Origin of the sequence: Deinococcus gobiensis I-0 (assembly GCF_000252445.1) — a bacterium.
Lineage (GTDB): Bacteria > Deinococcota > Deinococci > Deinococcales > Deinococcaceae > Deinococcus > Deinococcus gobiensis.
The window spans coordinates 193,256-212,746 of the sequence record NC_017791.1 but is presented as its reverse complement, the minus strand read 5'-3'; the positions used below and the strand labels follow the sequence as shown (position 1 = coordinate 212,746).

The following is a 19,491-nucleotide window of genomic DNA, read 5'->3' as shown; positions in this document are numbered from 1 at the left end:
ACGTGCCCCTTGGCCTCGCGCCCTGCGCGGGCCAGCACTGGAGGCTTGGACCGCATCACCCCGGCGTGGCCCAGGGAGGGGAGAGCAGCGTCACGTCGCATCCCTCCACCCTCCCCGGACCCTAGCTGGCGTACACCTTCATCTGGGCCAGGACCTGGAGAATCAGGAGCTTGATGCGGGCGCGGAGCCGGGCGTCGCGCGCTTCCGTGAGCTGCGCCGCGAGCGCCCGGCACTCGGCGTTCGCCGTGACGACGATGACCGTGTCCACCAGCAGTTCCAGCTCGCCGGAGTGGTCCGTGTCCGGCGTGACCTGCACCCGACCCTGGACGATCAGGGCCGCCTGCCCTTGACCCAGATGCCGGGAGAGAGCTGCCGAATCGCCGGACAGCTCGGCCTCGCCCTCGGTGGGGATGAGGAGCGCGGCGTGCAGGGTCCCGCCCTCCTGCGGGGTGAACTGCACGGGGGTCTGGAGGATGGTGGCGGTCTCCTCGGGGGAGAGGAACTGAGGGCCGTAGCTCATCGAGACGTTCATGACCGCGACGTGGCCCGGAGCTGTGCCCGGGCCAGGACTGTGGTCTTCAGGAGGAGAAGGGCTGACCGGTCAGGGCCAGCCAATGCCCCTGCCGGACCGCCTCGAGGCGACGCAGTTCGAGGCGCAGGTCCGCCTCCAGGGTGGGGAGTTGGCCGAGGGCTTCGAAGCGTTGGTCGGGGGTGAGGGGGGCGCTGCTTGTCCGCTCCACTTGCGCGGCGAACCAGGCCGCCTCCATCTCGGCGTACATCGCATGGTAGGTATCCGAGGCGCGCATGCGTTCGTCCTCCTCCTGGGCCACCATGCACGCGACACACAGGGGGGCAGCCTCACTCTGGAGGATGCCGCATTGCGCGCACGGAAATTCGCCCAGGCCAGAGGCGGGGGCCAGTGGCGCGTGAGCTGGCAGGGTATGCGCGGCCGGATGGCGGGGGTGCCCGAGCAGCTGGGCCAGGAGGCGGGTCAGGGGAGCAGCGACGGTCATCAAGTTCAGCATGATGGGGACTTGGCCCGGAGCTGTGCCCGGGCCACGCCTCTCAAACGTTGAAGACCGTATACGTGTCTTCGACAGGAATGCCGTACGCGTGCCGGACGCACCGGTAGTCCTCGTCGACCGCACCACGCCACCACCTGCGGACGTGGAGGATGCGGTGGACGGCCGGGGTGCCGTACCGCTCGTGCAACCAAGCGACTGCGGCCTCCCGCGTCGGGAAGAGGTCGATGACTTTCTCCTGGGTGTCCGATGGCCGGGTGAGGCGCTCGCAGGAGATTCGCACGAGGAGGACCTCTTGGCCGGGGTGCTGGAACTGGAGCGCGTGGGGAATGCTGGAGGTGTAGGTGCTCATGCCTCCCCCTGGCTCCGCGCCTTGCGCGGGCCACGCCTGAGAGACTGGGCGGGCACCAGGAGAAAGATGCCCCCGGCATGGGGGCCAGGGGTCAGAGGTGGGGGAGCTGTCGTTGCAAGTTCAGGAGCAGTCGGTCTGTGTCCGCTTCGGCGAGAGCTTGGGCGTACCCGGCCTCGTCGAGCAGCCGATCGTTGTACGTCGCGGCGTCCGCATCCGGCGTGATGCGGGCGAGGCTGGTGAAGTCCCAGGGGTCCACCTCACGCTCCTGGCTCAGCTTCACCAGCCAGACCGTCCACCCCCGAGCGAGGGCCCCACGCACATCCGACCGGGTGACGTGCTTGCCTGCTCGGACGTGGAGTTCTCCCGTCCGATGCTGGAGCACGATGACCTCCGTCCACGGCCGGGCCGTGATCTCGCCCAGGGCGATGCCCGTCGCAGGGATCGCTTCCTCGACCGTGAAGGCGGTGAGCTCGGGAACCTCGGACATGATGATCGACATGCCTCCCCCCGGCACCGCGCCCTGCGCGGGCCACGTCTGAGCGGCCGGGTGGCGACCAAGAGGAAGGTGCCCCCGTCCGGGGGCCAGGGGATCAGGCGGGCAAGGCGCGTTCCACGAGATGCTGCAGCTGGGTCAGGTCCACGAGGGGCGGCAGCAGCGTCGTGTCCTCGCGAGTGAGGAAAGCGAGGTCGCTGACCTGCACTGGAGCCAGGGAAGGACCAGGCTGAAGGCAAAGCAACCAGAGGTGCCAGCGGAGATCGAGGACCTGCTGGACTTCCCGGAGGAAAAGACGGCGACCAGGGAACAGCTGGAGGGGATGCGGTGGTCGGTGGATGGCCAGGAGATAAGTGCGGCCGTCCACGCCAGGATCATGGAGGGCGAGACCTTCCATGGGGATGAGGGCTTCGGCCGTGCTGGTGTGGGGAGAGGGCAGGAAGGTCATGGGCGCACGTGGCCTCGCGCATTGCGCGGGCCAGGACTGGAGACCCAGTCTCGGTGGGACGGGGCATGAGGACAAGCCCCCGAAGGGGCCAGGGGTGAGAGAGGTTCAGTCGGCGGCGTTGGCCAAGGGCTGGGGCTGAACGGACTGGAGGGCTTGCACCTCCATGACGTCGAAGGCGCGCTCACCCGCCTTGTCCCGGCGCAAGATGCACGTGAAGATCAACTCGCCTCCTCGGCGGGTCTGACCCAGGCGCGCGCCGAGTTCTCGCCAGGCCTCGCACTTGAAGTAGTGCACGTGCTGTGTCCTATCGCGGACACCGACGCGCGCTTCCGTCACGGGATGCGTCGTCTTGATGACGGGCGCGTCCACCAGGTGACCGGAGAAGGTGAACTGATTGACCGCGTTCTTGAGGCAGAGCACTTGTCCCCGCTGTTCGGTCTGGCCTCGGATCACGCGAACACTCTTGCCCAGCACCTCTACGCGGGAAGCCTGCTGACCTCGGACGGTGAAGACATGATGGATCGCCATGCACTCCACCTCCACCTGTTGACCGACCTGTAGGGCCATGCTCGGACGACGGGAGCCAGTGAACTTGACGGCATGAATCCAGGTGACGCCTCGCTGTCCGTTGTCGGTGTGCCCGGCCAGGTGGAGGGTGACGCTGGTGTCGTCAGAGTTGATGCCGATGATCTGTCCGGTGAGTCGACCTTGCATACACGAACATGGCTCCGCGCTTTGCGCGGGCCACGCCTGCTTTACCACGGGGTGCGGTCGTTGCCGCGGTTGAGTCGCTGATCTTCTCGCAGGTGTTCGAGGAGACCATCGGGCAGAGGGATGTCGAAGGCTTCCAACTTCCGCTGCAATTCGTCGAGCGTCAGGCCGGCCATGAACGGACCCCGGGCGCGGTCATAGAGGGTGTTGTCGTACAGGCTGATGTAGACCTGATCTTCGTCCTCGGGCTGAGTCGGGTCAGTGATGTTGAGGTAGAAGTGACCGCAGGGGCGGTCCCATCCCAGGTCGACGGCGCGGTTCGGGGCAGGACGGAAGAGGTGCTTGGTCATGCCATGCCCATGGCGCCGCGCCTTGCGCGGGCCAGGACTGAGGGTCAGGTGGGCGGGGTGAGGGTGTAGCCTCGCTCTTCCAGTTCGGCGAGGGGGATGATGCGGCGGAGGGGCGCTTGACGGGGACGAGAGCGAATGAGGGTGACCTCGGTGGAGGTGATCGCTTCGACAGACCAGGCGAGGCCGTCACGCCAGACCTGATCGGAGGGACGTAGATCGGCGGGCTGCTGGGGAGGTGGCATGCCGACGACTGGGCTCCGCGCCTTGCGCGGGCCAGGACTGGAGAGGGGAAGTGAAGAACGTCAGTGACTTTTGAATCTGATCGAGGAGGTTGAGAGGCTGGTTCCGAATCTGATCAGAGGGGTGGAGGTTGCCGTCTGCGGAAGCGGGTGCTCAAGCTCAGGAAAGACTCATGTTTGGGGGATGTGGGGGATTTTTGGGTGTGACGCTTTGAGAAGTAAATCAGGTGAGAATCTGAGGTATCAAAACGGGCGGATGTAAGCCTTCCGCGTGCGCTGGGAGTAAAAAAACTCCGGGTTCAACCCCACCCTCCAGCTCCCTTATCTATATTGTTGGATCTAACCAAATTTCCCGCGAAAAGTAACCCAGGCACATCTGGCAGGCGCTCTCATCAAAGCGGGCACAATCAGGCCAAAATGCCCCCAGAAAAGCCTCCCCGAACGTCCTCCTTGACTATTCGGAACAAGAAACCGCCAGCTATGCCGATAATACGGAAGTAATTTACGCCAGCTACGCCAACTAGTGGGAACAAAAAACCGCCAGCTCCGCCGATAATACGGAATAAAAAACCGCCAGCTATGCCGACTGATCAAGCCAAGAAATCACGCGCTCCCGAGTGACCTCACCTTTGCCCTCCACTCTCCTTTTCCTTCAAGGACATCCATGACTTCTCCCACTTCCCCTGAGTCCTACACCATCCAAGACCTGGCCACTGCCCTGGACTGCTCTCCTCGATACGCACGTGACCTCCTCAACTCCGTGCCTTCCCCACACACTGGGGATGTCTCAAAAGGGCGGTACCGCGCCGCGATCATCCCCGCGGCGCTCTACCACAGCCTCCTCGAAGCCAAGGCCCTTGCCCAGCAATTCGATATCCCCGTGACCGCCGTCCTCAAGCTCCGCTACACCTCCATGCCCGAGCTCTGGGCTTACCTCGACCGCACCTCCCCGACTTCATCGCCTCAACCTCTCCCCACACTCCTCGCTCCTGCACCAGGGCCCGCCCTTCCCCCGAACGTCGCCGGCCAGCTTACCCAGATCCAACAGACGCTCGCCGTCATCCAGAAGGGACAGGAACACGTCGTCCGCAGTGTCACGCAACTTCAGGCCAGTGACGTTTTCAAGTCAGGGTCCTGATGCGTCCGCCCCCCCGGCCTCGCTTCACGTTCCCGGTCCTCTCTCCTTCGCGGGGCTTCCTCATTACCTGTGCCCTCGTCGCCCTCCCGTTCCTGGCAGCCCTCGGATGGCGCCTCTCCCTGAACAGCCAGGAGCGCGCCCACCTCCACGAGGCCTGTCAGGCCTTCGTGCGTGGTAGCCCAGGTTGGCAGACGCGTGCGCAGATCGACACCCAACTCAACCAACTCGATCTCGAGATCCGGGCGGCCGCCGCCACCTCCTACGAACAAGTGAAGGCGGACTTCGCCCGCACCTTGACCCCAGATACCCGCCAGACCTACCGCCTGCACGCCCTACCGATCTACCAGAACCTCAACTGGCGGCAGGGCGTGCAACAGTTCATCGGCCAGCAGATCCGGCTCTCGTCCGACACCCTGCCGCACAGTGCCGAAGGAAGTCCCGCCCTCTTCGTCCAGTTGCCTTTCGATCCAGGCTCGACGAATGTGCTCCAGCTGGAGACGCCCTGTGGCCGTTACCGTCAGACGTTCTTCCTCAGCCTGTCACCGGAGCAGCGCGCCCAACTGGTCATCCGGACCACTGGCCCTGGCCTCGCCATCCCCGAGCAGTCCCTACTGATCGACGCACCCTGAGCGAAGGTCGGTCGCTGCATGGACGTACATCAGGACCACGGCTGCCCGTCGGACCCTCGCGCCCTCCTTCTCCTCTGTGCGAGAGAGGAGGGAAGCGCGGCGGCTCCCCTCAGTCCTCTTCGCGATTCCACCAGAAGTCCTGCGCCTCCGCTCGTGACGCTGCCCGGTGGGGAAGGGCACTCCGGAGCGAGGTCGGCGTGGCGGTGGCCGCCGATCCGTGCCAGGCATGACCGTGATACATCCGCCGCTCGCCTGCCGGCACAGGCCCTGACCAATCACAAGCTGGGCACACCGGCTGCCAGGGATGAATGCCCGAGGGGCGCCGGGCGAGATGCGGTGCCCAGGTCGGCATCATGTTCACCCCACCCGGATCGAAGAACACCTGACGCTTCTGGCACCCCGGACAATCGGCGACCACGCAAGAGAAGACCATCAGGCGGTCGAACACTTCCGGAACCTGCGTGCGCAGAAACGTCTTGATGAATTGATCCCGGCTCCCTTGCTGCTTGTGCCGCTCCTGCTCCGCATGACGTGCTTCTCTCTCGCGCTGCTGTGCCCAGGCCCGGCGTTCCTCCTCCGCGCGCGCAGCCTGCCGGTTCAACTCCTCCATGCGCCGCCGCTCCTGCTCCACACGTTCAGCCTGAACACGGCGGGCCTCCGCCTCGCGAGCGGCCTTCCGCTCCAAAGCCAGGAGATTCGTCGGTGCGTTGTTGCCACAGGTGCAGGGATGGAACCAGAACAGATTCGTGTTCACGGCCGACAGCTCCAGTGCCCCGCCTTCCCCCTTCAGAAGTGCAGGAACATCCGCATCCACTTCTGCCCAGCGACAGCTCAGGCCTCGGGCCTTCTCCTCGCCGACCTCGTGCGTGACCCGGATCTCAAAGGCGAAGGCCGGGCGACCCTCGGGGTCCTGGATCACCACGTCGCCCCTGAAGATCCCGAGGGAAACCTCCAGATTGACCTGCCACCCTGGACGCAGCTGGTAATCCAGCACTTCCTCACGGCCGCAGTCCAGACACAGGAGGTGCAGGCCGAAGGCACGACGCTGCAGCAGCTGCTGGCGGAGGAGATGCTTGGCTGCCCGATGAAGGATGCCCTCCCCGGTGGCCGTACAGGTGGAGTGCGGGGCGTGGCTGAAGTGCGCGCGCCAGGTCTGACCCGTCCGACGCCGGTAGGCCCGAACAGGATGCACCCGGTCGTGGCACCACAGGCAGGTGTAGGGTTGCGTAGCGCTGGCCTTCGCCGGATCAGTGACTCGCCCTTGGGCATCCAGGGCGAACGGTACACCCCGACACCCGCGCGTCGAATCCCCACCTCGCGTCATGGGTCAGTGTGACCGCCGTGCTCTGACGCTGGCCTCACGACCGCCCAAAGAAAAGAGGAGGCCCGGTACTCCGGACCTCCCCAACCATCCCGCTGGAACACTCAGCCGCTCAAGGCCTGCTCGCGGTTCTCCCACGGTGTGTCCTGTGCGACGCTCACCTGAACACCCAACGGCAGGTTCCCGGCGGCGACACTGGCGAAGGCCTCCGTCAAGTTCTCGAAGACCACGTACTCTCCCCGGCCTCGGACCAGGATGCCCAACTGCGCCACGCATGGTCCCGTGATGCCCTCCTCATTGCGCTTGATGAGCGACCATAGGGTCCGCTCCTCGGACTCCTGGTATGCGCTCGCCAGACTCCCGGCGTGCCACGTCATCACGACCCGGACCCCACGTGACCTCGCGTACCCGATGGCCCGTGCGTCATCGGGGCTGCTGACCTCATCCACCACCATCCACCGCGGCTGGAAGTTTTTCACCACCATGTTCAGCTTGGAGAGCTGGAGTTTCGGGTCACCGATGGGCACGCGGGAGAGCCAGTCGGTGATCGAGTGCGGTTGGATGCCGTCCCCCAGGATCTCGTTCGACGAGTCGCAAACGAACAGCCGACCGGCCAGGCGCTCACCGAGGATGCGGTTCACATCTCGCAGGAGAGCCGTCTTGCCCGCACCGGGTAGGCCGATGATGATCACGCCGTCCTGAGCTTTCTCCAGCCAGGGCCGCAGCGGCTCGGCGAGACCCACGAAGGCCTTCGCCACTCGGACCGTCACCAGGCTCGTCTGCTGGGCGGTGTCCATCCGGCCGAAGCGGTGCAACGTACCTTCCATGCCCAGGCGTCCGTCATCTCGCCAGGCCCCTAGCGAGTCCAGCACCTTCATGTCCTCCATGGTGGGCTCGAAGGGGTAGAAGATGTGCGCGTGCCGGTAGAGGACCTCGATGGGGCTGAACGCTTGAATGCGAATCTCCTCGACGTCGCGGATGCGGTCACGGACCAGGGGCTGCACGCTCATCGGCAGCTTCTCCAGGAGGGCCTCGAACTCCGCGTCCGTACTCAGGTCGAAGATGGGTTGCGGAGGCAACTTCAGGTGCCGCGTCACCTGGGCGACACCCGAAAGCTCGCTGACGATGGGGGGCACGTCACTCCACCTCGACATAGGTCGTGGCCGTGCCACGCTTGAGCTGCGAGCTGCTGCGCGCACGGAGGGCCAGCATGAAAATCCCCACGCCGAACATGAAGCCGGTCGTCCCCGCCGTGAGCCACCACAGGCCCCACAGCACGGCTGCCAGGCCGCACAGGATTTCGTAACGGAAAGGGATGGCGCTCAGGTATCGGTCCACAGTGGTCAGGTCCTCCGTCCCGCGCTTGAACTGGCTGGCACTCCGCGCGTCGAGCAGCACCAGAAAGATGACGACCCCCATCACGAACCCCTGGAAACCCGTGAACAGCGGCCACGCCAGGATGACCACGAACACCAGCAGCAGCAGGACTTCGTAGCGATAGGGGAAACGGAAAACCATGTGGTCCAGAGTGCGTTCAAGCATGGCTCACCTTGGTGGTACTTGGGGTGACCTGTGCGTTCACTTGCTGTACCGCAACTTGAGCAGGTCCGGCCGCGCGATGGGGCCAGCCTTCGTGACCTGTCTTGCCCAGGTATTCAACCGCTGGAGGGTCGCGCCGTCTCGAAAGATCTGGAGGTCGCCACCTGCACTCCGGTCTAGGCCCGGCCCGGCCAGGCCCCAGGCGCCGTCGACGATCACCCAGGGTTGAGAGATCTGGCCGGCGTAGAGATAGGTGCGGATGCTGGACGGCCCGTGGCTGACCGTGAGGAGGTACCCCCCACCCTTGACCGTGCGGCGCTCGGTGATCAGGAAGACGCGGGTGCCTTTCCCAGCGGCGGTCTTGAGGGCTTGGGCCATCGCCTCGCTCCCGACCTGTGGGAGCACGGCGATGATCTCGCGGCGGGCCTGGGTGATGGCCTGGATGGAGGGCGGCAAGGTGTCGGCGGCCCCCGCACTCCCGAGAAGGGAGAGGGCGAGGACCGCCGCGTATCGTCTGAGGAAAGTCACGCCAGAAGTGTGCGTGTACTTGGGGTGACCTCGTTACCCGGTGGCCCCCTCGGCATCACTTGCCTGTCTCACGATATGACTGACCTGGTCCCCGCTCTGCCGTGTGCGCTCCCGGCGGCTGAGGCCAGTCGGCGCTTTCTCCTTGTCCTCTTTGATCTTCCCCTGCCGAATGGCTTCCGCGGTGGCCGCCCAGGACATCATCGGAATCAGGTCGTAGTTTCTGGACTCGATCCGGCGAGTCGGGAAGTCCACCGCACCGCCTGACCTGAAGATTTCCCGAGTGGTCAACTTGGGGGACAGCAAGGTCTGATCCGCCTCCAGAATCGCGCAGGCCTCCCGAGGTTCTTCCCCCTTGGCCTGGCAGGCAGCCAGATAGGTGAGGCGCGCTTCCGTCCCCTCGATGAAGGCTGCGTTCTCCCGGAACCAGTAGTAGACCTTCCGCGCCTCGTAGTAGTCCCTCAACGTCTGCAACATTGCTGGGTCCAGGGCCTCAAGAACAGAGGTGAGCAGTTTGGCATCCTGATGGGTCCGGCTCCACTCGATCAGGTTCCCGATGAACAGTCGGCGCAGCGTCTGCTCCCCATTGAGGGCGGTGGCCTCCTGCTTGTTCACCCGGACGCTGACCTGTACGACGCCCTCCTCAAAATCCAGCACGTAAATTTCGAGAAGCTCCGCCATGCAGGCGTGTAACCACGTCACCACTTCGGACACGGGAAGATTGATCTCCGAACTGCGGTCCATCACGACGATGGGGGTGGACGCCTCACTCGGTGCGGCCGCATTGCTCTTGACGCTCAGTGGGGCAGGCTGCGGTAGCTTTTGCCCCTGTGGGACACCAGCACCTTGAGGTGCGATCTGACGGCGCGGCTGCAGCGTCCGTACGGGACTGCTCCCCACCAGGAGGCCTTCCTCAATAATCCTGTTCGTATACGCGATGAGACCCCCGGGACAACGCGACACCGTATCCGCGTAGAGCTCGTACAACATGTTGGCGGGCTCCTTCTTGATCCCGGTGCCCCTGACAGTCTTCATACCCATCGGGACCAGCTGCGTCCGGATGGGCTGCTGTCCGTTCATGCGCACGACGGCCTCGCCCAGACTGAAGTCACTGAACTCCTCGAACGACAGCAGGTAGCGCTCCACCAGCTTGCTACTCGCGGAGTGGCTGCCCTCGTGCTCGAACGGGTTGATGGTCCGGCTGCCCCCGATGGTCGTCTCGACGGCCGTGGTCATGCCGATGGTCTCGGACACCTTCCGGGCATCGTCACCGTTGATCCCGCGGGGGAACATGACGACTCTCGCCACGACGTTCGTACTGATGGCCTTCCAGTATGTATCCCCGTAGACCAGTTGGCCCTGCGCATCGTTCTGGATGCCCAGGTGGTGGCTGATGTTGTACGACCGCAGGGTGCCCAGTGACCGCATCAGGTAGTTGATCCGACCGATAGACGGCAGCTCGTCGAGCCAGTAGGCCGCGTGCATCCGGAGCTTGCCGCCCTGCTCGACTACGACCCGCATGGAGGCGGCGTCGAGCATCCGCTTGTACAACCGGAAGAGGACCTCTCCGGAGCCGTCCATCTGGTTCTTCTGGTTGATCCCCACAACGACGAGGGTGCTCGTGCGGTAGCACTCGTCGAGGTCAGTCGTCTCGCCCGGCATCCCACTCGTCGCCCGAACGACGTTCTCGTTGAAGAAGACTTTCAGGGCACTGACGATGCCGTTCTTCGTCTCCGCAAAGTTGCCGTCGCCAGCCGCCTTGTAGTTCAGGAGAATGGCTTTTGCCTCCAGGTCAGTGGCCTGCTCCACCCACTCCATCAGCCGATCATCATCCATCAGCGCCAGCCTCAGGACATCGCGCATGGTGGCCTTGTCGCCCTCCAGTGTGCGGAGCATCCAGATCAGGGCCGCGATCATGAACCGCTTCTTGTCGTTGTAGTGCTTCCCTCGCTCCTCCATAAATTCGGGGGGAGGGAACACGGCGTCGGCGGCTTCCAGGGCATCACTGAAACTGTTCACGCCGGCCAGGAAGTTCACCCGTGCGCCGTACTCTTCAAATGGACTGAGGAGTACGACCCGCCGCTTACGCGCGTGCCAGTACCCGATGGTCTCGAAGAAGCCCGAATCCTTCTGCGGCCATTTGATGTCGAACACGATGCACGTCATGTTCAGGTGAGCCGCGAGGAAGATGTTGGGCTGAAAGAAGGACGTCGTCTTGCCACTGCGGATGCCGCCCCAGACCAGGGTGTTCTGGCACCAGTCCTCCCGGGGAATGAAGAGCGGTGGGAGGTCTTTCGTATCGAAGCCGTTGCCCGCAGTGCCCTCCTTCAGGTACCCCATGAACCCCGTGAAGCGGTCATCGGGCGTGTCGTTCCCTCGCAGGAAGCGCGTCATCTTTTCCTTGCGCTCCCAGCTTGCCAGGCCAGGGTCCTTGGCCTCGACGACCTTCGGCTTGGGAAACACCTTCGCCGCGATGATGGGGGCGATCACCGGCAGCACCAGAATCCACCAGTACCCGGCCATGCCCGCACTCAGGCGGGCCGTCAGCCAGGGTGAGCACTTCACGTCATTCCCACAGGCCATGAGTACAGCGGCCCACTCGTCGGCCGTCAGGCTGTTCGCCCGGCCCAGCCCCGTGTACTTCAGGATCAGCCTGGAGAGTTGCTCGCCCACGTCCATGAACTGCACCAGGAGGACGGACAGGGCAATGATCAGGGCCAAGAGGAAGGTGATCGTCACCGGGTTGAGGGGAGCCGCCTGGGGCCGGGTGGGCATGCTGGCTTTGCTTTGCGTCATCGGGAGCCTCTCAGGGTGCGCCAGGGGAGGGGCGCGTCATTCGGGATGGTCGAGACCGAGCGTGCCGGGAGGGGCAGGACAGAGCGGGCACACCCAGGGATGGGCAGGCCCGCTCGCTCCTGCCACCACACCCAGGCGCAGGTGTGATGGGAGGGCATCATGGCTTCGGGTTCTCCTCGTCCGGCGGGGTCGGTGCCGGCTTCATCAGGTGGGACAGCGGGATATCCAGGGGCGGCGGTGTCACCCGAGGAGGTGGTGGGGGCAGTGGCTTCTGGGGCGGCTGCCAGTCCGCAACTGGACGATGGCTGGCCTGCCACTGCTCATCCGGAGCCCGTTCCGTCCGGCGCGCGGGTGGTGGCGGAAGAGGGGGCGTCGGTGCCGGGGCTGCCGGCCGGGGCTCGAGCGGTCCAGGGAAGACACCGGGGATCGCCTTCCCCTGCGGCCCACCGAGGGCCAACGTGTTGCGCCGGGTCGCATCCATGTCCGCGAGGGTCGGTCCCGTGCCCTGCGCCATCCGGGTCTTGTGACTCTGGGCTTCCTGCTCGGTCGGACTGACCGGGCGGGGCGGTGGGGGACCCAGCTTCGGCGGGCGAACGGGCGCAGGGGCCGCCGTCCAGTCCTGCAGGCTGCCGCCCTGGTTCCGGGCGGAGAGCTCCGTACGAGACGCCGGCCGCGCGCCTTGCTCACCGGCACGCTGCTCCGGCGTGACCGTGAAGTGGGATTGGGCCTGGGCGGCGTTCTGCGCAGCAGCCACAGGATCACGGCGGCTACGCGTCTCGAACTCATCCGGGTTGACCGAGCGGTTCTGGGTGGTGTCCTGCGCGCGCACCTGGGCGTTGGTGTCCCGGAAGTCCTGCACGGCCGCGCTCACGGCTGCACGCCCACGCTCCGCATTCGCCGAGCCGAAGGCCAGGTTCGAGGCCGTCCGGGTCAGGTGCTCCCGCCCGCGCTGCGCGGCGGCCCCATAGTCCTGGCGGATCGTCTGGCCATGTGCCCGCACGCCAGCGGCAGCCCCGGCCAACATCGGCTGTACCCCGGCCTGGACCGCCTGGCCGAACGGCATCCCAGCGCCCCGGCTCCCCTGGAAAGCGGCATAGCTAGCCCCAACCACCGTTCGAGGATTGCCAGCCGTCACCGATTCGGGGGGAATGTTGCCACTTGTCGATGTCGTGCTCGATCCGCTACCTGCCGTGACCGACTCCGGCGGCGTGTACTGCCCGCCGCCACCCCCTGGAGGGAGGGCCGGCCCTGGTGACGGTGCTGGAGATCCATCCGTCTTCGGGCCAGCGCTCGACGCATTGGCTCCTGGGGTCCGGGTGAGCTGCTGCAGCATCTTCATGCCGCCTGTCATCGCCAACAGCTTGCCGATCCCACCGGTTTCCACACCACTGGACTCCCCGCCGCCGCTGGCGCCAAAGACACCAGCAATGGCCGCGGGCACGCGGCGGATGAATGTCGCGCCGATGCTCAGCCCCACAATGCCCGAGAGCACCACGACGACCAACGTGATGAACAGTTCCTTGATCGTCGTCAGATCCGAGAGGATCGGGTTGAACACCTGGGCCTCGAAGTTACAGGACACCTCGTACCACTGGCACCCATTACGGAGCAGCTCCTGGTACCGCGTGAGCTGGGCGGACAGATCGCCGTTCATCTGGGTGACCACCGGCAGCATCTTGGCCGCCGGGATGCCCAGCGTGATCGACGCGATGGTCGCCACGATGACCGGAAGCACGCCGATCGTCAGCAGGGCACTCAGGTAAGACGCCCCAATCGCGGTGACGGGCTTGAACTGCCCGAGGACCAGGAAGGCCAGGGCCACCGGCAACAGGAGCAGCATCAGCTGCATCGTGCCTCCGACCACGACGATGATGCCCGCGAAAATGCTGAACAGGCCGAACAGCAGCCAGTACCCCACGTTGAAAATCCACCCACGATTGGAGATCAGCGAGTCGGCCCCGGCCTGTTCATTCCGAATCTGGTCGGCATACAGCGTGTTCGCCAGATTCGGATCGGCCAGGTCGCCAGTGATCTTCCCGGCCTTGATCTGGGCCATCTGCGCACGGATGGTCGAGGCATGCTGCGCGCGCGCCACCAGCAGGGCCAGATTCCTGCCCAGCGCCGCCGTCTGCGCCTGAACACTGTTCTCACCCCTGGACATCGCGGCGTAGCCCACGTCCGCTGAGGTGCGGTAGAGCGCATTGAACCACTCCACCCCTGTGGACTGCACCATGGGAATGACGCCCTCCCCCTTCGTCGCGGGGGAAATGAACCCGACAAGCACGAGCGCCGTCAGGAAAGGAATGAGCGCCTTCTCCGGCGTCTTGGACAGCACTGCCCGGAAGAGCGACCAGAAGAAGAACGCGGTCGTCAATCCCATTCCCACGAAGGCGATCCCTTTCCACAGCCCCCAGTAGCCCCAGAGGTACATGATCTGCGCCATGTTGCATGGTGCATTGGGAAGAAAGGCCGTCAGCGTGAGGTTGCTGCCGTCCGGCGTGGCCGCAGTGGTGCCCGGAGTGAGGATGCACTCCGGGAGCTTGCTGGCGTCCTGGGCGGCAGCTACGCCCAGCCCCAGCAAGAGGAGCAGGGGCAGGAGGCGCCGGAGAAGGACGATCACTTGATCACGCCCCGCATCAGGTCCGCCATGCTGCTGCGCTGCTCCGAACTCGGCTTGAGGGTCTGCCCGATGCCCGCCGACAGCGTGTCGCTCCGGCGGACCATGCTCTTGTATTCCTCCACCTGCCGCTCGTTCTCCGCTTCGATGGCCTGACGCGCCTGACTCACATCCTTACGCCGCTGCTCCTGGAAGTAGGAGAGGAGTTGGTCCCCCTGCTCATTGCCGATGGTCTGCTGCTTACTGATCAGGGCCAATTGCTGGCTCAGGGTGTCGAAGCCCGCGGCGCTCGCGTTGAGCTGATCGAGGGCGATGCTCCCCATCACCTTCATCGCCCCCTCGGCGCTGGACACCGTAATGAGGTTGTTCGCGTACCCGGCGGTCTTCTGCCCGACCGAGCCCACGACCTGACTGGACCGGTTGGCGAGGTCCAGGGCGTCCTTCTGCGCGGCCGCGATTTCCCCCGCCTGGCGGATGCGGGCGCGCAGCTGCCGGGCTTCCTCCTCCCGCTGGAGCAGACTGCGGTACTCGGCTGCATCCCCATTCTGCCGGGCGGTTTGTTGGTCCTGGCGGAGTTGGTTGATCTGCTGATCGGCTGCCTTGAGGATGTTGGCGACGTCCTTCTGCGGATCGTTCGCGCTGATCTTGCGCAAACCGGCCGGCAGGTTGGCGAGGCCACCGAACTGGTTGACCAGGGTGTTGACGTTGTTCACGGCGTCGCCGAAACTGCCGCTCTGGAACATCCGGGTCATGGTCTGCTTGGCCTGGAGCATCTGCCCCACGTACTCGCGGCCCCGGTTGACCGTGTCCAGGATGGGCTGGACGGTCGTTTTGATGTCCATGTAGGTGTTGACGATGGGCTTGAGCATCATGGCAATCGGCCCGATGACCGGCACGGCCGACAGGATGTCGATGGCGCGCGCGAGCATGGCGATCGTCGAGTCGACCGACAGGAAGGTATTGCTGGCCCCCTCGAACCCCGGGATCGGCTGTCCGTTGGCGAAGGCCGAGAGTACATCCTCCGGCGAGAGGTTCCCCGTGCCCGGATCAGTCGGGGCTGGGGCTGGGGCTGGGGTCGGGGCCGGCGCACCCGCGAAGGCCTGAGAGATGACGAGGGGCCCCGGGGGGACCGGGGCCAGGCCCCCCAACGCCAGGAGCGCCAGGAGGGAGAGAGTCTTACGCCGAATGGGCGAAGGACGGGTGCTGTGGCGTGGCATTCAGGTCGCCTCCTTGAGCGATATACAGGGCGGCGGCCGCCTGGTCGCCCCTGAAATAGGCCTCGGCCACCTGCGCGCGCAGATCGGCCTCCTCCTTCTTGCTGGTGGTCATCCAATACGCTTCAGGGGAGAGCCAGAGCTGTCCGACATCCCCGTTCAGCCCACCGCCCGAGCTGGTGTTCTGGAGGATCAGGGCTTCCTGGAAGCGCCCTGGCTCACCCCCGAGACTGGCGTGCAGCGCGCGCATGGCGTCGTTCAGTTCGAAGATGCGGGCGACTTCCGCGCGCTCGCTGGGATTGCTTTCCAGCAGGATGCGGGTGTCCGCGTTGTTGATGACGCCGGCATAAGCCTGCGCGTCTTCGATGTTCTGGACGCTGAGAATGGGGATGATGCCCAGGCTCCGGCCGGTTTTGAACAGACGGTTGGTGATGTTCACCAGCTCGGGGAGTTCCCGGGCCACGCCTCCTTCTTCCTGCACCACGACCTTGACGCCCTTCAGTCGGAGGGCCCGCTGCAGCACCAGTTCGTTCGTCAGCAGCGCGCCGATGGCTTTCATCGCGTCGTACTGCATCATGCCGCTGATATCGAGGTAGAGGTACCGTGAGTCGAGATCCACCGTCGTCAGTCCGTCGAGGATCGTGCCCAGAGGGGTCGTGCCGGTGTACGCCCGGAGATCGTTCGCCATGTTGCTGACTTCCTGCTTGAGCAGCGGATGGCTCTGGACACTTTGGTCCCCCACGGTATTCAGGAAGCGCAGGACGTCGACGAAACCGGTGAGCGTTCCGCCCCCGGTATACACGAGGACCTCTTCGCCGTTGACCATCTGTGGGGCAGAGAACTTCCGGTAGAAGACGGTGATGGCTTCGATCAGGATGCTGATTCGGCGCCCAGACCCGTCATTGATCCGAAGCGCCCGCATCAGCTCCAGCAGATACGCCACTTTCTCCGCACCGGCAGTCGTTTCCCCGAGGGGAAGATCGAAGGGATTGATGCAGACGCGCTTGCCATTCGGCAAGCGGGCATTGGGAGCCACGGTAATGACAGAGTGCAGCGCGCCCAGGGCCATGAACAGGGGCAGGTAATCCCGCTTGGGATCAACGACCGTCAAGCTCGCGTCGTGGTTATGAACCAGGCCAGAGGACAGCATGTTGATCAGGACGCTTTTCCCGCTCCCGGCCTTCGCCATGACGACGACCCCTGCATTCCGGAGGGCGCGCGGCGTGATGCTGAAGACGTTCCCGGAGCGCGTCCGGAAAGGGAGCACCCCCTTCGCGTTCCCCGACCAGGGGCCGACCTGGGGAATGCAGTCCACGGCGTTCTGGTAGTAGGCACCGGTCTGGTAGCTACTGCGCTGTCCAGAAAAGGGCGCGTTCTGGAGGAACAGGATGATGGCCTGCCCGCTACTGGCGACCCGGGGCATACAGCCGCCCACGGCACTGAACGCGGCCAGCGTCCGCTCCCGGCGCTCGTCGAGCTCGTCTTGCGTGCGCGCGTAGATCATCGCGTGCATGCTCATCTCGGTCAGGACCTGCCCGCTTTCGAGTTCCTGCATCAGGGCCGTGCCGGTGGCGATCCGGCTGTAGACCTCCCGTCCAGCCTTCATGCTCGGGTCGTCGGCGGCCGTCGTCTGCTTGTCCAGCGACTCGTTGATCTCCGCACGGACTTTAGGCACGTCGACCACGAGGTACTCGATCATGAGGGTGCTGTGCGTCCCGCCCAGCGCCTGGAGGATCTGGTCCGTGCAGCCGATGGCAGAATTCCGGGTGGGCTTGAGGAAGCTGACCACACCGACCCGGTTCAGGCCTAACATGAAACAGGAATCGTAATCCAGGTCCACGTCGCTACAGGCCACCTGCGCGCGCATACTCGCGACGTACGGTTTGGTGACTTTCGGGTTGTTCTTGAACTTGCGCAGGACCCGGACGCCCCCGAGGTCTGCCGCATCGAACTGGGCTTGGTATACGGGTTTGGGCGTACTCGCCATGCTGGGGTTGTGGTAGTCCATGATGCGGCCCCAGACCTGCTCCGTCGTCATGACCTGGGCGGTCATGCCGTTGACACTGAGCTGCCGGGCAAGACGCTGCTGAATCATGTGGGCCTTCTCGATCAGGGGCGCGATCTGCTCCGGCCGGTACGGGGTCTTCTTCGGCCGGCCGGGGACAGGCAGGGTGACCGTCAAGTAGGCCTCTGCCGTACTGACGTATCCCTTCTGCCGCATCCGCTCGAGCACGTTGAAATTGCCCACGAGCAGTTGCTCCAGAATGGACCCATCCTTGCGGACGGGCCCGTGCTGAGCGAGATCTGTGGGGGTAGAAGGGCGGTTCTCCAAGTAAAACCGTACGACAGCCCCCACGGGGAGGGACCCCTGCACAGCGCGCATCAGCCGGTCGCGCGTGCCGATCCGACGGTCCAGGGTCGCGCTGGCCGCGGAGACGAGCTGCACGGTCAGGCCGAAGGAGAGCTTGTTGTCCAAAGAAAAGGCCACCCCATCCTTGAGCCCCTGGTAGGTGAGCTTCTCGGTGAGGTTGCCCATCGCGTCCGCGACCCGGGTGGCCGCGACGACATCGTGGTACGGCATTACTTGATCTCCAGGGGAATGGGCTCAGGGTCGGGGCGGGCGGCCAGCCCCCCCCGGAAGAAGATGGTCTGGATGCTGTGCTCCACGTAAGCAGGGGGCAGCTGGCCGAAGACGTAGCGGACGGTGGGCACCGCGACCCACCGGAAGGTGCCGTAGGCGACGATGGCGGCCACGACGGGCGCGAGTTGCCACTCCCCCAGCAACAGTTGAGCGAGGAAGAAGGGGATGCCCGCGATGGTGATCGCCAGGAGGAAATGGGTGATCTCGTCGAGGCCCATCTTGGGGACGCCTTTCTTGTACTGGGGGAAAGGCGTTTCCATCAGCAGACGAGACCGAAGGCCTTGGCGATGGCGATACCCGACGGGATGAGGATGACCGCGCCGATGCCGCGCAGCAGGTAGACGTTGCCACCACGGCCGCCGAAGATCAGCAGAATCATGCCGATCAGGAAGAAGATGAGGCCGCCGAGCTTGACCCACTTGCTGTTGGGCAGCACGTTGACGTAGCTGCAGAAGACACTCGCCCGACCGTCCATTTCCTTGAGGAGTTCGTCGGGGGTGGCCTGCGCACTGGCCATGTTGTTCGCGAGGAAGGCGAAAATGCTAGCGACGAAGGCGAGCCAGCGGATGTGCAGGAACTGCATGTAGGCGACGAGGGCGGAAGCGGGGCGGACAGTCGTGATCGTGTTCATGTGAACCTCCGAGAACACAGTGCGTGTACTTGGGGTGACTCCAGATCCTCAAAATGAGCACTCGGCCCAAATCCACCCCCCCAATACCCCCATCACCTGGGCATGACGCACGAGGTCACCCCAAGCGCACGCACGCTGAGGCATGCCCTATCGCCCTGATGCCCGTGCCACCCTCGAAGCCCGTCTCGCAGAGCTTGATCCGTCCCTTCAGCTCCCGGAACCGGAAGCGCCGGAGTTCAATGCCTTCCTGGCGAGCATCAGTCAGCAGGAGCCAAAACTGGCAGGACAGATCAACGCTGCCGTTGCCGATCAGGATGAACAGGAGGCGCGTGAACTCTTCGGCCAGAGCCCCCGTGCGGGTGTCCAGGGCCTCCTCAATGCGGGGATGGACAAGGCCAAGGGAAAGAGCGTCCGGGGGACCAAGAAGATTCGCCCCATCACGCTCGGCATTGGCGGGGTATGTCTCCTCGGCGCGCTCTTGCTGGTCACGGCCCTCATTCCGGAGAACAAAAGCAGTGCGGCGACCACCTCCCGGACCACGACCACGACCACCCCGGCGAACGCAACGACGGCGGGGGTGACGACGGCTCCCGAGGCCAGTGGCATCCCCCAGAGCACCCAGGACACGACCACACCCGAAGCGGTCATTCCGAATGGCAGCAGCACGGGCGCTGCGCCCACGGAGGCCGCGCCGGCACCCATCCAGGCCACTGAGGCTGCACCCACGTCGACACCGACCTATGACACCCCCACCTACAGCACGCCGACGCCTATTACGGCCGCTCCAGCACCCTCGACGACGAGTACGCCTTCTCAGGCCTCTGT

At 65.0% G+C, this 19,491-nt stretch carries 20 protein-coding genes; 2 read left to right on the top strand and 18 right to left on the bottom strand.

Annotation, left to right across the window (positions count from 1 at the left end; genetic code table 11):
- Positions 1 to 121: 121 nt before the first annotated feature.
- The 8 genes from DGO_RS18025 to DGO_RS22075 form a co-directional block, all read right to left on the bottom strand.
- Positions 122 to 532, bottom strand: a complete 411-nt coding sequence (locus DGO_RS18025; protein ID WP_145975501.1) for a hypothetical protein — start codon at positions 530 to 532, stop codon at positions 122 to 124.
- A 46-nt stretch (positions 533 to 578) separates the two neighbouring features.
- Positions 579 to 1,013 carry a hypothetical protein gene (locus tag DGO_RS18020; protein WP_145975500.1) on the bottom strand — a complete coding sequence of 145 codons (435 nt, stop codon included), beginning with the start codon at positions 1,011 to 1,013 and terminating at the stop codon, positions 579 to 581.
- A 52-nt stretch (positions 1,014 to 1,065) separates the two neighbouring features.
- Positions 1,066 to 1,374, bottom strand: coding sequence for a hypothetical protein (locus tag DGO_RS18015; RefSeq protein WP_014686622.1), 309 nt, complete (start codon positions 1,372 to 1,374; stop codon positions 1,066 to 1,068).
- A gap of 91 nt (positions 1,375 to 1,465) precedes the next feature.
- Positions 1,466 to 1,873: a hypothetical protein gene (locus tag DGO_RS18010; RefSeq protein ID WP_014686621.1), complete on the bottom strand. Its 408-nt coding sequence runs from the start codon at positions 1,871 to 1,873 to the stop codon at positions 1,466 to 1,468.
- Positions 1,874 to 1,964: 91 nt separating this feature from the next.
- Positions 1,965 to 2,315, bottom strand: a complete 351-nt coding sequence (locus tag DGO_RS22080; RefSeq protein ID WP_014686620.1) for a hypothetical protein — start codon at positions 2,313 to 2,315, stop codon at positions 1,965 to 1,967.
- A gap of 105 nt (positions 2,316 to 2,420) precedes the next feature.
- The gene (locus DGO_RS18000) at positions 2,421 to 3,029 is read right to left on the bottom strand and encodes a hypothetical protein (protein WP_014686619.1); all 609 of its coding nucleotides are present in this window, start codon (positions 3,027 to 3,029) and stop codon (positions 2,421 to 2,423) included.
- 41 nt (positions 3,030 to 3,070) lie between these two features.
- Positions 3,071 to 3,376: a hypothetical protein gene (locus DGO_RS17995; RefSeq protein ID WP_014686618.1), complete on the bottom strand. Its 306-nt coding sequence runs from the start codon at positions 3,374 to 3,376 to the stop codon at positions 3,071 to 3,073.
- 44 nt (positions 3,377 to 3,420) lie between these two features.
- Positions 3,421 to 3,618, bottom strand: a complete 198-nt coding sequence (locus tag DGO_RS22075; protein WP_014686617.1) for a hypothetical protein — start codon at positions 3,616 to 3,618, stop codon at positions 3,421 to 3,423.
- Positions 3,619 to 4,375: 757 nt separating this feature from the next.
- Between DGO_RS22075 and DGO_RS17990 the strand changes: the two genes are divergently transcribed.
- Together DGO_RS17990 and DGO_RS17985 are read left to right on the top strand one after the other, a co-directional pair.
- Entirely contained in the window at positions 4,376 to 4,753 is a 378-nt protein-coding gene (locus tag DGO_RS17990; protein ID WP_145975499.1) for a hypothetical protein, read from the top strand.
- Positions 4,753 to 5,382 (top strand): hypothetical protein, encoded by a 630-nt coding sequence (locus DGO_RS17985; protein ID WP_014686615.1) that lies wholly within the window; start codon positions 4,753 to 4,755, stop codon positions 5,380 to 5,382. The genes DGO_RS17990 and DGO_RS17985 overlap by 1 nt, the downstream gene beginning before the upstream one ends.
- Before the next feature lie 109 nt (positions 5,383 to 5,491).
- Here the strand turns inward: DGO_RS17985 and DGO_RS23925 are convergent, their stop codons facing one another.
- The 10 genes from DGO_RS23925 to DGO_RS17935 all read right to left on the bottom strand — a co-directional run bounded on the left by DGO_RS23925 (position 5,492) and on the right by DGO_RS17935 (position 18,666).
- Positions 5,492 to 6,706 (bottom strand): hypothetical protein, encoded by a 1,215-nt coding sequence (locus tag DGO_RS23925; RefSeq protein WP_169331050.1) that lies wholly within the window; start codon positions 6,704 to 6,706, stop codon positions 5,492 to 5,494.
- Positions 6,707 to 6,807: 101 nt separating this feature from the next.
- On the bottom strand, positions 6,808 to 7,839 hold the full coding sequence (locus tag DGO_RS17975; RefSeq protein WP_043804638.1) for an ATPase AAA: 1,032 nt from the start codon (positions 7,837 to 7,839) through the stop codon (positions 6,808 to 6,810).
- Position 7,840: 1 nt separating this feature from the next.
- Complete coding sequence (locus tag DGO_RS17970; protein ID WP_014686612.1) at positions 7,841 to 8,245, bottom strand: hypothetical protein; 405 nt, start codon at positions 8,243 to 8,245, stop codon at positions 7,841 to 7,843.
- 36 nt (positions 8,246 to 8,281) lie between these two features.
- Positions 8,282 to 8,770 carry a phospholipase D-like domain-containing protein gene (locus DGO_RS17965; RefSeq protein ID WP_014686611.1) on the bottom strand — a complete coding sequence of 163 codons (489 nt, stop codon included), beginning with the start codon at positions 8,768 to 8,770 and terminating at the stop codon, positions 8,282 to 8,284.
- Positions 8,771 to 8,803: 33 nt separating this feature from the next.
- Complete coding sequence (locus DGO_RS17960) at positions 8,804 to 11,563, bottom strand: type IV secretory system conjugative DNA transfer family protein (protein WP_014686610.1); 2,760 nt, start codon at positions 11,561 to 11,563, stop codon at positions 8,804 to 8,806.
- Positions 11,564 to 11,720: 157 nt separating this feature from the next.
- Positions 11,721 to 14,183, bottom strand: coding sequence for a hypothetical protein (locus tag DGO_RS17955; protein WP_043804633.1), 2,463 nt, complete (start codon positions 14,181 to 14,183; stop codon positions 11,721 to 11,723).
- Positions 14,180 to 15,397: a hypothetical protein gene (locus DGO_RS17950; RefSeq protein ID WP_014686607.1), complete on the bottom strand. Its 1,218-nt coding sequence runs from the start codon at positions 15,395 to 15,397 to the stop codon at positions 14,180 to 14,182. The genes DGO_RS17955 and DGO_RS17950 overlap by 4 nt, the downstream gene beginning before the upstream one ends.
- A complete protein-coding gene (locus DGO_RS17945; RefSeq protein WP_014686606.1) occupies positions 15,357 to 17,975 on the bottom strand; it encodes a VirB4 family type IV secretion system protein in 2,619 nt (872 codons plus the stop codon). Before DGO_RS17945 ends, DGO_RS17950 begins: the two co-directional genes overlap by 41 nt.
- A complete protein-coding gene (locus DGO_RS17940) occupies positions 17,975 to 18,295 on the bottom strand; it encodes a hypothetical protein (protein ID WP_014686605.1) in 321 nt (106 codons plus the stop codon). Before DGO_RS17940 ends, DGO_RS17945 begins: the two co-directional genes overlap by 1 nt.
- Positions 18,295 to 18,666, bottom strand: a complete 372-nt coding sequence (locus DGO_RS17935) for a hypothetical protein (RefSeq protein WP_014686604.1) — start codon at positions 18,664 to 18,666, stop codon at positions 18,295 to 18,297. The genes DGO_RS17940 and DGO_RS17935 overlap by 1 nt, the downstream gene beginning before the upstream one ends.
- Between the last annotated feature and the right edge of the window lie 825 nt (positions 18,667 to 19,491).

Bases quoted from the DNA above. Each gene is read 5' to 3' on its own strand.
- DGO_RS18015 (WP_014686622.1), bottom strand. From the start codon at position 1,374: ATGAGCACCTACACCTCCAGCATTCCCCACGCGCTCCAGTTCCAGCAC.
- DGO_RS17935 (WP_014686604.1), bottom strand. From the start codon at position 18,666: ATGAACACGATCACGACTGTCCGCCCCGCTTCCGCCCTCGTCGCCTAC.
- DGO_RS17940 (WP_014686605.1), bottom strand. From the start codon at position 18,295: ATGGAAACGCCTTTCCCCCAGTACAAGAAAGGCGTCCCCAAGATGGGC.
- DGO_RS18020 (WP_145975500.1), bottom strand. From the start codon at position 1,013: ATGACCGTCGCTGCTCCCCTGACCCGCCTCCTGGCCCAGCTGCTCGGG.
- DGO_RS17970 (WP_014686612.1), bottom strand. From the start codon at position 8,245: ATGCTTGAACGCACTCTGGACCACATGGTTTTCCGTTTCCCCTATCGC.
- DGO_RS18010 (WP_014686621.1), bottom strand. From the start codon at position 1,873: ATGTCGATCATCATGTCCGAGGTTCCCGAGCTCACCGCCTTCACGGTC.
- DGO_RS23925 (WP_169331050.1), bottom strand. From the start codon at position 6,706: ATGACGCGAGGTGGGGATTCGACGCGCGGGTGTCGGGGTGTACCGTTC.
- DGO_RS17950 (WP_014686607.1), bottom strand. From the start codon at position 15,397: ATGCCACGCCACAGCACCCGTCCTTCGCCCATTCGGCGTAAGACTCTC.
- DGO_RS17985 (WP_014686615.1), top strand. From the start codon at position 4,753: ATGCGTCCGCCCCCCCGGCCTCGCTTCACGTTCCCGGTCCTCTCTCCT.
- DGO_RS17960 (WP_014686610.1), bottom strand. From the start codon at position 11,563: ATGACGCAAAGCAAAGCCAGCATGCCCACCCGGCCCCAGGCGGCTCCC.
- DGO_RS18000 (WP_014686619.1), bottom strand. From the start codon at position 3,029: ATGCAAGGTCGACTCACCGGACAGATCATCGGCATCAACTCTGACGAC.
- DGO_RS17945 (WP_014686606.1), bottom strand. From the start codon at position 17,975: ATGCCGTACCACGATGTCGTCGCGGCCACCCGGGTCGCGGACGCGATG.
- DGO_RS18025 (WP_145975501.1), bottom strand. From the start codon at position 532: ATGAACGTCTCGATGAGCTACGGCCCTCAGTTCCTCTCCCCCGAGGAG.
- DGO_RS17995 (WP_014686618.1), bottom strand. From the start codon at position 3,376: ATGACCAAGCACCTCTTCCGTCCTGCCCCGAACCGCGCCGTCGACCTG.
- DGO_RS22080 (WP_014686620.1), bottom strand. From the start codon at position 2,315: ATGACCTTCCTGCCCTCTCCCCACACCAGCACGGCCGAAGCCCTCATC.
- DGO_RS22075 (WP_014686617.1), bottom strand. From the start codon at position 3,618: ATGCCACCTCCCCAGCAGCCCGCCGATCTACGTCCCTCCGATCAGGTC.